The organism is Streptomyces sp. CBMA123 (assembly GCF_014596465.1).
GTDB lineage: Bacteria > Actinomycetota > Actinomycetes > Streptomycetales > Streptomycetaceae > Kitasatospora.
On the sequence record NZ_MECK01000186.1, the window covers coordinates 1 to 10539 of the forward strand.

The window sequence follows — 10539 nt, forward strand, 5'->3', positions numbered from 1 at the left end:
CCGGCGGCCGGCGCCGCCACCAGCAGGGCCAGCCCGCCGAGGGCGAGCGCCACGGCGGCGACCGCCCGCCGGGTGAGGCGCTCGTCGAGCAGCAGGTGCCCGCCGAGGCTGGTGAGCACCGGCCCGGCGCCGATGGTGATCAGGGTGCCCAGCCCCAGGCCCGCGTAGTGCACGGAGCCGAAGTAGGCGCACTGGCTGACGGCCAGCCCGAGGCCGGTGAGCACGGCGGCGCCGCGCCTGCCGCCGGAAGCCGCGGCAGCGCCCGAGGGCAGCAGCGCCAGGCAGAGCGCCGCGACGCCGAAGCGCCAGCAGGAGACGGCCACCGGGCCGAGCCCGCTGGTGCGCATCAGCAGCGCGGCCACGGCTCCGCCCACCCCCCAGGCGACGGCGGCGGCGGAAATGGACAACAGGCCGTGCCGGAAGGGCACAGCGGTGTACGGGGTCATGCGTCGCTACTCCACGATGGGTCGCCGGTTATGGTCCGCGGGGTACGCGGGCGGCGGTCATCGCCCCGGCGCCGACGGGCTCTCCCGTTCGGCCGGGTCCACTGGGTTCGCCGCCCGCTAGCGGACCGGCGGCGGGAGGATCACGAAACGCACGGGACCAGCCTACGACGGGCGGTCCATGGCATGGCTATGCGGGTCACCCTATTCCTATAAACGGGCGGGCGGTCCATATTGCCGGACCGGACGGCGAAGCTCAATTCACGCTCAAATAGTGAACCTACTCGCGAGTCACGTAACACGCCCATGAACAGACGGCCCCCTACCTGCACGGATATCTGGCAAAGAAAGTAAACATTCAGCAATGAAATCTGTGCAGAGGTCTCTGAATAGCCCTACTGTGTGGCAACTCTCCGCGCTCCGCCCACCCCGGAGCACCCCCACACAGAGAGATCATCCATGGCTTCCCTCAACCAGATCTCGCCGCCCGGCCAGACTTCGGGCACCGGCGGGACCGCCCACCGGTCGCTCAAGCGCCACGTCGGCCTCGTCGGCCTCATGTGGGCCTCGGTCGGCTCGATCATCGGCTCCGGCTGGCTGTTCGGCGCGAAGAGCGCCGTCACCGCCGCCGGACCGGCAGCCGTCATCTCCTGGGGCATCGGCGCCGTCGCGATCGTGCTGCTGGCGCTCGTGCACGCCGAGCTCGGCGGGCTCTTCCCGGTCTCGGGCGGCACCGCGCGCTACCCCCACTACGCCTTCGGCGGCCTGGCCGGCATGTCCTTCGGCTGGTTCTCCTGGCTCCAGGCGGCCACCGTGGCGCCGATCGAGGTCGAGGCCATGATCGGCTACGCCAAGGACGTTCCCTGGGCCAGCGGACTGCAGAACGCCAACGGCACCCTCAGCACCAGCGGATTCATCGTCGCGACCGTGCTGATGGCGGTATTCGTCGCGGTCAATTTCCTCGGCGTGAAGGTCCTCGCCCGGACCAACAGCATCGCCACCTGGTTGAAGATCTTCGTTCCTCTGCTCACGATCTTCATGCTGGCGATCACCAGCTTCCACGGCTCCAACTTCACCTCGCACGGCTTCGCGCCCTTCGGCGCCAAGGGCGTGCTCGCCGCGATCAGCACCAGCGGCATCATCTTCGCCCTGCTCGGTTTCGAGCAGGCCATCCAGATCGCCGGTGAGAGCCGCAACCCCAAGCGCGACATCCCCCGCGCCGTGCTCGGCTCGGTCGCCATCGGCACCCTGATCTACACCCTGCTGCAGGTCGTCTTCATCGGCGCGCTGCCGGTCAGCGCCTTCGCCAACGGCTGGGCGAAGCTCGACTACCCCGGCATCGGCGGCCCGTTCGCCGGTCTGGCCACCCTGGTCGGCCTCGGCTGGCTGTACTACGTGCTGAAGGTCGACGCGGTGATCTCCCCCGCCGGTACCGGCCTGATCTACACCACCTCCACCTCGCGCATCTCCTACGGCCTGAGCCGCAACGGCTACGCACCGCAGAAGTTCGAGCAGCTGGACAGGAACGGCGTGCCGTGGTTCGGCCTGATCCTGTCCTTCGTCACCGGCGTGATCTGCTTCCTGCCCTTCCCGAGCTGGCAGGAGCTGGTCGGCTTCATCACCTCCGCCAGCGTGCTGATGTACGCCGGCGCCCCGCTGGCCTTCGGCGCCCTGCGCCGCCGGCTGCCGGACCGCGAGCGCTCCTACCGGCTGCCGCTGGGCGGCGTGATCTCCCCGGCCGCGTTCGTGGTCGCCAGCCTGATCATCTACTGGGCCGGCTGGCAGACCCTGTCCCGTCTGGGCATCGCCATCGTGCTCGGCTACCTCCTGCTCGGCGGCTACGCGGCCTACGCGATCAAGAACAGGCTGCCGAACGCACCGCGGCTCAACTGGAAGGCCGCCCAGTGGCTGCCGGTCTACCTGCTGGGACTCGGACTGGTCTCCTGGCAGGGCGGCTTCGGCGACGGCACCGGCCTGATCCCGATGTGGTACGACATGGCGCTCGTCGCGGTGTTCTCGCTGGCCATCTACTACTGGGCGATCCGGGTCGCCCTGCCCGCCGAGGAGATCGAGCGGGAGGTCGCCGACGTCGAGGTGGTCGACGCGGGCGGTCACTGACCACCCGATCACCCACCGAACGGACGGGCCCGCCGGTCGACAGAGCGACCGGCGGGCCCGTCCGCACGTCTACGGGTCCGGCACCGCCTACAGGTCCAGCACCGCCCGCAGCGCGGCCTCGATCTCGGCCTCCGGATCGGCCACCGGGCCCGGCGAGCGCCAGGCGACGAAGCCGTCCGGGCGCACCAGCAGCGCGCCGCCCGGGCCCACGCCGTGCAGGGCGGCGAAGTCCGTGCCCGGCTCCGGGGCCAGGTCGTCCTCGGCGCCGTCGCCGATCCGGTAGGCGTCCAGCGGGACGGCCAGCCGGTCGGCCGCCCGCCGGGCGCCCTGCTGCCAGGCCGTGCCCTCCGGGTCGGTGAGCAGCACCATCGCCTGCTCGTACAGGTCCAACGTGGACAGCCGCACCCCCGCGCACAGCAGCCACTGGTGCGGGGCCCGGCTGCCCGGCTCGCCGGCCGACTCGAACTTCTCCGGGACGACCGCGCCCTGCCGGTCCGTGCCGAGCACCGCGCCCCGCGGGTAGCGGTAGCCGAGCGCCACCGCCAGCACCCCGGCCTGCCGGCCGACGCCCGGGACCACCGCGTAACCGGGGTGGCTGTGCTCGGCGGAGCGGGCCGAGGCCCGCTCGCTGGTGACCTCGGCGACCGGGCGGCGCTCCTGCCCGTACGTCTCCAGCAGGCCGGGCCCGGCCCAGCCGCAGAGCACGGCGGCCAGCTTCCAGGCCAGGTTGTGGGCGTCCTGGATGCCGGTGTTGGAGCCGAACGCGCCGGTCGGGGACATTTCGTGGGCGGAGTCCCCGGCGAGGAAGACCCGTCCGACGCCGTACCGCTCGGCGACCCGTTCGGCGGCGTGCCACGGCGCCCGGCCGGTCACCTCGACGTCCAGCTCGGGCAGGCCGACGGCGGTACGGATGTGCCGCTCGCAGCGCTCGTCGGTGAACGCCTCCAGCGGCTCGCCCTGCTCGGGGTGCCAGGGCGCGTGGAAGACCCACTCGGACTGGTTGTCCACCGGCAGCAGCGCGCCGTCCGCCTCCGGGTTGGTCAGGTAGCAGGCGATGAAGTGCCGGTCGCCGACCACCTCGGCCAGCCGCTTGGCGCGGAAGGTGATGCTGACGTTGTGGAACAGCTCGCCCTTGCCGGTCTGGCCGATGCCGAGGCGGACCCGGGCCGGGCTGCGCGGACCGTCCGCGGCGATCAGGTACTCCGAGCGCACCACCCGCTCCTCGCCGGTCTCCCGGCTGCGCAGCAGGGAGGTGACGCCGTCGGCGTCCTGCTCGAAGGAGACCAGCTCGGTGCTGAACCGCAGGTCGCCGCCGAGTTCGCGGGCCGCGCGCAGCAGCACCGGCTCCAGGTCGTTCTGACTGCACAGGCACCAGGTGCTGGGACTGAACCGGGCCAGCTTCCCGCCCGGGTCGATCTCCCGGAACAGCCACTCCTGCTCCTCGCCGGTCAGCGAGGGCGCCTGCAGGATGCCGTGGTTCGGGGCGAGCACCGAGGCCGCCTCACGGATCGCCGGCTCGATGCCGGCCACCCGGTACAGCTCCATCGTGCGGACGTTGTTGCCGCGACCGCGCGGGTGATGCGAGGTGTCGGCGTGCTTCTCGACCAGCAGGTGCCGGACACCCAGCCGACCGAGGAACAGCGCGGCCGACAGCCCGACCAGGGAGCCGCCCACGATCAGGACCGGCACCCGCTCGTCAACCTTCGGATTCATCAATTGCTCCACCCTGTACGGGAATTCCGCGGCCCGGCGACTGGGCTCGGCGCCGCCCTCGACGGGCCCGCTCAGCCGGGGGCCCCGCTCTTCCATCCCCCGCCCGAGGGGGGCTGTGCCGCCCCTTCGCCCGGATGGCCCGCAAATCTCGCGCCGCGCCCGGTCGGCCGCTCACGATCGACCTCAGGCCTGGCGCCGAGTGCCCGGGCCGACCGCCACCGCACCTGCCTCCCCCGGCCGGGAGCACCCGCCGGACGCGGCCGTCACGGCCCGCCGCGTGCGTCCAAGAGCAGAAAGTGGATCATGACAACTCTGTCCGAACCGCAGCTGAAGCAGCACAAAGACTCCGACACCCGGCTGAGGGTGGTGCTGATGCTGGAGATCCAGGACGGCGCCCAGCAGCGTTTCCTCGACGTCTACGAGCAGCTGCGCCACCAGGTCGCCTCGGTCCCCGGCCATGTCAGCGACCAGCTGTGCCAATCCATCAACGACCCCCGCCAGTGGCTGATCACCAGCGAGTGGGAGGACCAGGAGACCTTCCTGCAGTGGGTGGACAGCCCCGCCCACCGCGAGATGGTCAAGCCGATGCACGGCTGCGTCAGCGACAACTTCCGTTCGCTGCGCTACGCCGTGCTGCGCGAGACCTCGGCGGCCGGCTCCACCGGCACCCGGGCCCCGATGGAGGTCCCGCCCGGCCTGCCGCGCAGCGAGCCCGCCGGGCACGTCGGCCCGCCGCGGGCCGACCCGGGCCCGGACGGTGTGGTGCGCCACGCGCTGACCTTCACCGTCAAGCCCGGCAGCGAGGCCGAGGTGGCCCGCATCCTGTCCGCCTACACCTCCCCCCGGGCCGAGGTGGACGACCACACCCGGCTGCGCCGCACCTCACTGTTCATGCACGGCAACCGGGTGGTGCGGGCCGTCGAGGTGATCGGCAACCTCGGCGACGCGCTGCGCCACGTGGCGATGCAGCCCGAGGTCCGCGCGGTCGAGGAGGAGCTCAACCCGTACCTGGAGGAGGCCCGTCAGCTGGGCGACCCGCAGTCCGCCCGCGCCTTCTTCGCCAAGGCGGCGCTGCCCGCCCGGCACCAGGCGATCGCCAGCTCCCCCGCCTCCGGGCGGCTGCACCGGCACGCCGTGCTCTACCCCGTGCGCCCGGGCCGGGGGCAGGCCGTCGCCGAGCTGCTCTTCGACCACGACAACCTCGCCACCGCCGACCCGACCGGCCCGGTCGCGGCGGCCACCGTGTTCCAGCGCGAGGACACCGTGGTGCGCCTGGTCGACCTGCGGGTACCGGCCGAGGCCGAACCGGCCGCCGCGCTCGGCGTGGCCGGAGGCCAGGAGGCGGCCGAACTCGCCCGGCTGCTCGACCTCGGCCCGGCCGGCGACCTGCGCACCGTCGCGGGCCTGAGCGCGTTCCTCGCCGCCCGCGCCATGAGCCCGGTCACCGACCGCAGCTCCCAGAACGCCTGACGTCCGGCCACCCGTCCCGAAGGAAAGCCATCATGACCACGCAGTACCCGCGGATCATCAACCTCGACGAGGCCCCGGAGAACCGCCGCCACGGCGCCGAGCTGCGCACCATGCTCACCCCGCCCAGCTGCGGGGCGACCAGCGGCTTCATGGGCCTGGCCATCATCAAGCCCGGGGAGCGGATCAACGAGCACTACCACCCGTACTCCGAGGAGTTCGTGTTCGTCGTCTCCGGCGACCTGGAGGTGGACCTGGACGGGGAGACCCGGCCGCTCAAGCCCGACCAGGGCCTGATGATCCCGATCAACATGCGCCACCGCTTCCGCAACGTCGGCGACACCGAGGCCCGGATGGTCTTCCACTGCGGCCCGCTCGCCCCGCGCCCCGACCTCGGCCACGTGAGCACCGAGGAGTCCGCCGCCTCCGGCCCGCCGGAACACGCCAAGGTGGTCTCGTGACGCGGCGCGTCGCCGTCACGGGGATCGGCGTGGTCGCGCCCGGAGGGATCGGCATCCCGGCGTTCTGGGATCTCCTGACCGCCGGTCGCACCGCCACCCGGGGCATCACGCTCTTCGACCCGGCCGGGTTCCGCTCCCGGATCGCGGCCGAGTGCGACTTCGACCCGGCGGCCCACGGGCTCACCCCCGAGGACGTCCAACGGGCGGACCGCTACGTGCAGTTCGCGATGGTCGCGGCCGACGAGGCGGTCGCCGACGCCGGCCTCGACCTGGCCGCCGAGGACCCGTGGCGGATCGCCGTCTCACTCGGCACCGCCGTCGGCGGCACCACCCGGCTGGAACACGACTACGCCCTGGTCAGCTCCACCGGAGCGCGCTGGGACGTGGACCACCGGCACGCCGAACCCCAGCTGCACCGGGCCTTCGCGCCCAGCACGCTGGCCTCCGCGGTGGCCGAACGGGTCGGCGCCCACGGCCCGGTGCAGACCGTCTCCACCGGCTGCACCTCCGGACTGGACGCGATCGGCTACGGCTTCCAGGCCGTCGAGGAAGGGCGCGCCGACATCTGCGTCGCCGGCGCCTCCGACTCCCCGATCTCGCCGATCACCGTCGCCTGCTTCGACGCCATCAAGGCCACCAGCGAACGCAACGACGACCCGGCGCACGCCTCCCGCCCCTTCGACGCCCACCGGGACGGCTTCGTCCTCGGCGAGGGCGGCGCCGTCCTGGTGCTGGAGGAGCTGGAGCACGCCCGCCGCCGCGGCGCCCGGATCTACGGCGAGATCGGCGGCTTCGCCACCTTCGGCAACGCCTACCACATGACCGGCCTCACCAAGGAGGGGCTGGAGATGTCCCGGGCGATCGACCACGCCCTCGACCACGCCCGGGTGAACCGCGCCGACGTCGACTACGTCAACGCGCACGGCTCGGGCACCAAGCAGAACGACCGGCACGAGACCGCCGCGGTCAAGCGCTCGCTGGGCGGCCACGCCTTCGAGACGCCGATGAGCTCGATCAAGTCGATGGTCGGGCACTCGCTCGGCGCGATCGGCGCGATCGAGGTGGTCGCCTGCACCCTGGCGCTGGCCCACGGCGTGGTGCCGCCCACCGCCAACTACGAGACGCCGGACCCGGAATGCGACCTCGACTACGTGCCGCGCACCGCGCGTGAGCTGCCGCTGAGCCACATCCTCTCGGTCGGCAGCGGATTCGGCGGCTTCCAGTCCGCCGTCGTGCTCAACAGAACGGGGTGAGATCCATGACGTCACGTCAGCAGGGCCGCCGGGCGGTGGTCACCGGCCTCGGCGTGGTGGCTCCGAACGGTGTCGGTGCCGACGCCTTCTGGAAGGCCACCAGGCAGGGCGTGAGCGTCCTCGACCGGATATCCCGCGAGGGCTGCACCGAGCTGCCGCTCAAAGTCGCGGGCGAGGTAAGGGGCTTCGATCCCCGGTCGGTGATCGACAGCCGCTACCTCGTACAGACCGACCGGTTCACGCACTACGCGATGGCCGCCGCCGACCTGGCGGTGGCCGACGCCGGGTTCCGGCCCGACCCCGAAGAGCCGTTCGCGGTCGGCGTGGTGACCGCGGCCGGCTCCGGCGGCGGCGAGTTCGGCCAGCGCGAGCTCCAGCAACTCTGGGGCCAGGGGCCGAGGTTCGTCGGGCCGTACCAGTCCATCGCCTGGTTCTACGCGGCCAGCACCGGCCAGATCTCGATCCGGGGCGGCTACAAGGGCCCGTGCGGGGTGGTCGCCAGCGACGAGGCCGGCGGCCTGGACGCCCTCGCGCACGCCGCCCGCTCGGTCGAGCGCGGTACCGACGCCGTGGTGGTCGGCGCCGCCGAGGCCCCGCTGGCGCCGTACTCCATGGTCTGCCAGCTCGGCTACCCCGAGCTGAGCCTGGCCGACCGGCCCGACGCGGCCTACCTGCCGTTCACCGCGCAGGCCTGCGGCTTCGCGCCCGCCGAGGGCGGCGCGATGCTGCTGCTGGAGGACGAGCAGGCGGCCCGGCGGCGCGGCGCCAACGTCCGGGCGCACCTGGCCGGGCACGGCGCCACCTTCACCGGGCCCTCCCGCTGGGAGCGGTCCCGGGAGGGGCTGGCCGCCGCGATCCGGATCGCGCTGGACGAGGCCCGGATCGCGCCCGAGGAGATCGACGTGGTCTTCGCGGACGCGCTCGGCGTCCCCGCCGCCGACCGGGCCGAGGCCCTGGCGCTGGCCGACGCGCTCGGCCCGGCCGCCGAGAGGGTCCCGGTCACCGCGCCCAAGTCCGGTACGGGGCGGGCCTACTGCGGCGCCCCGATGCTGGACGTGACGGCCGCCGTACTGGCCATGGAGGACGGCGTGCTGCCGCCCACCCCCAACGTCACCGAGGTCTGCCACGACCTCGCCCTGGTGACCGGCCGCGCCCGCCCGGCCGAACTGCGCACCGCGCTGGTGCTCAGCCGCGGGCTGATGGGCTCCAACTCCGCGCTGGTGCTCCGGCGCGGAGAACGGTCCTGATCCGCACACCTTCCACCGCTTCGAAGGGAAACCCGTGAGCAACACCCTCAGCTATCCCGAACTGGCCGAGCTGCTCCAGACCCGGGCCGGCGTCACCGTCGACCCCGGCGACCTGGAGCAGCCGGGCGCTCAGTTCGACGACTTCGGCATCGACTCGCTCGGACTGCTCGGCATCGTGGGCGAGTTGGAGAACCTGCACAACCTCAAGGTCACCTCCGGCGCCGAGTCCGCCAAGACCCCGGCCGAGTTCCTGGAGCTGGTCAACAGCTCCCCGTCCGCGAAGGCAGGTGCCTGAGATGCCCGGACACACCGACAACGAGATCGTCATCAACGCCCCGCTCGACCTGGTCTGGGAGATCACCAACGACCTGGAGAACTGGCCGGAGCTGTTCAGCGAGTACGCCTCGGTCGAGGTGCTGGAGCGCGAGGGTGACCGGGTGCAGTTCCGGCTCACCATGCACCCGGACGAGAACGGCATGGTCTGGAGCTGGGTCTCCGAGCGCACCACCGACCGGTCCTCGCTCGCGGTCAAGGCCCGCCGGGTCGAGCCCGGCCCGTTCGAGTTCATGGAGATCCGCTGGGAGTACGCGGAGGTCCCGGCCGGCACCAGGATGCGCTGGATCCAGGACTTTGCGATGAAGCCCACCGCGCCGGTGGACGACGACGGCATGGTCAACCACATCAACAGGAACTCCCGGATCCAGATGCAGCTGATCCGCGAGAAGGTCGAGAAGCGGGCGGCCGAACGGTGACCGGGACCCACCGGGCCCTGATCGTCGCCCGGATGAAGCCCGAGGCCGCCCCGGACATCGCCGAGGTGTTCGCCGACTCCGACCGCGGCGAACTGCCGCACCTGATCGGCGTCACCGGCCGCAGCCTCTTCCAGTTCGGCGACGTCTACCTGCACCTGATCGAGGCCGACCGCCCGCCGGGCCCGGCCGTCGCCAAGGTCCTCGGCCATCCGGAGTTCCGGACCGTCAGCGACCGCCTCACCGCCTACGTCCAGGCCTACGACCCGGCCACCTGGCGCGAGCCGAAGGACGCCATGGCGCGCGAGTTCTACCGCTGGGACCGCTGACCGCTGACCGCTCGCCGCCGACCGCTGTCGGCTGTCTGCTGTCCCTCTGGGCCCGCCCCCGGCCGTATGCCGGGGGCGGGCCCATGCGCGTGCCCATACCACCCGACGGCGGCGCGGAGCGCCGGTACCCCCGGCGCCGCACCGGGTTCACCCGGATCGCCCGGGCACCCGGGTGAACACGCCCCGGACTCCACCCGAAGGGCGCACAGAGCGTACCGGTGCCGCCACGCTCCGGTGGCAGGCGGCCGCAGCGTGGTTGACGGTGGATCAGGCGCTACTTTTCCGCGAGTCCCCTTGACCGGCATCGTGCCGGCGGTCGCGGTCCGCGCGCCGGAAGGATCATTCTCATGCGTTCTGCACGCACGCTGCTCGCCGGAGCCGCTGTCGCCGCCGTCCTCACCGTCGGCACCCCCATGGCCTTCGCCGACGGCTCCTCCTCCGACCAGGGCAAGAACCTCACCTGGCAGGAGAAGCAGTCCGACAACAGGGGCGGCTCCGACAACTCGAAGGGCTACGACGACAGGAAGTCCGGCGGCTCCGACGAGCACAAGGGTTCGGACGAGCACAAGGGCAACGACGAGCACAAGGGCAACGACGACCACAAGGGTTCGGGCGAGCACAAGGGCTCGGACGGCCGCGACGAGGAGTACGCCTCCCCGCACGGCGGCGTGCACACCGGCGGCGGCGGCCTGGCGCTGTCCGGCGGCGGCCTCGCCTCCGGCGCGGTGCTGCTGCTCGGCGGCCTCGGGGCCGGCGCGT

The 10539-nt window shown here is 72.5% G+C and carries 11 protein-coding genes; 9 read left to right on the forward strand and 2 right to left on the reverse strand.

Features of this window, described 5'->3' with window-relative positions; genetic code table 11:
* Positions 1-446 (reverse strand): EamA family transporter (locus BG452_RS21120; RefSeq protein ID WP_188305906.1); only part of this gene is annotated, 446 nt, incomplete at its 3' end.
* A 456-nt stretch (positions 447-902) separates the two neighbouring features.
* Between BG452_RS21120 and BG452_RS21125 the strand changes: the two genes are divergently transcribed.
* Positions 903-2561 carry an APC family permease gene (locus tag BG452_RS21125; protein WP_188305907.1) on the forward strand — a complete coding sequence of 553 codons (1659 nt, stop codon included), beginning with the start codon at positions 903-905 and terminating at the stop codon, positions 2559-2561.
* 87 nt (positions 2562-2648) lie between these two features.
* On the opposite strand, the gene BG452_RS21130 is transcribed toward BG452_RS21125, so the two are convergent.
* Positions 2649-4274: an FAD-dependent oxidoreductase gene (locus BG452_RS21130; RefSeq protein WP_188305908.1), complete on the reverse strand. Its 1626-nt coding sequence runs from the start codon at positions 4272-4274 to the stop codon at positions 2649-2651.
* Positions 4275-4577: 303 nt separating this feature from the next.
* On the opposite strand from BG452_RS21130, the gene BG452_RS21135 reads away from it, so the two are divergent.
* The 8 genes from BG452_RS21135 to BG452_RS21170 form a co-directional block, all read left to right on the forward strand.
* Entirely contained in the window at positions 4578-5744 is a 1167-nt protein-coding gene (locus BG452_RS21135) for a SchA/CurD-like domain-containing protein (RefSeq protein WP_188305909.1), read from the forward strand.
* A gap of 32 nt (positions 5745-5776) precedes the next feature.
* Complete coding sequence (locus BG452_RS21140; RefSeq protein WP_188305910.1) at positions 5777-6202, forward strand: cupin domain-containing protein; 426 nt, start codon at positions 5777-5779, stop codon at positions 6200-6202.
* The gene (locus BG452_RS21145) at positions 6199-7455 is read left to right on the forward strand and encodes a beta-ketoacyl-[acyl-carrier-protein] synthase family protein (RefSeq protein WP_188305911.1); all 1257 of its coding nucleotides are present in this window, start codon (positions 6199-6201) and stop codon (positions 7453-7455) included. The genes BG452_RS21140 and BG452_RS21145 overlap by 4 nt, the downstream gene beginning before the upstream one ends.
* 5 nt (positions 7456-7460) lie before the next feature.
* On the forward strand, positions 7461-8702 hold the full coding sequence (locus BG452_RS21150) for a beta-ketoacyl synthase N-terminal-like domain-containing protein (protein WP_188305912.1): 1242 nt from the start codon (positions 7461-7463) through the stop codon (positions 8700-8702).
* A 34-nt stretch (positions 8703-8736) separates the two neighbouring features.
* Positions 8737-8997 carry an acyl carrier protein gene (locus BG452_RS21155; protein WP_188305913.1) on the forward strand — a complete coding sequence of 87 codons (261 nt, stop codon included), beginning with the start codon at positions 8737-8739 and terminating at the stop codon, positions 8995-8997.
* A 1-nt stretch (position 8998) separates the two neighbouring features.
* Positions 8999-9454, forward strand: coding sequence for an SRPBCC family protein (locus BG452_RS21160; protein ID WP_188305914.1), 456 nt, complete (start codon positions 8999-9001; stop codon positions 9452-9454).
* A gap of 32 nt (positions 9455-9486) precedes the next feature.
* On the forward strand, positions 9487-9780 hold the full coding sequence (locus BG452_RS21165) for a TcmI family type II polyketide cyclase (protein ID WP_188305916.1): 294 nt from the start codon (positions 9487-9489) through the stop codon (positions 9778-9780).
* Between the two features lie 347 nt (positions 9781-10127).
* Positions 10128-10539 (forward strand): hypothetical protein (locus BG452_RS21170; RefSeq protein ID WP_188305915.1); only part of this gene is annotated, 412 nt, incomplete at its 3' end.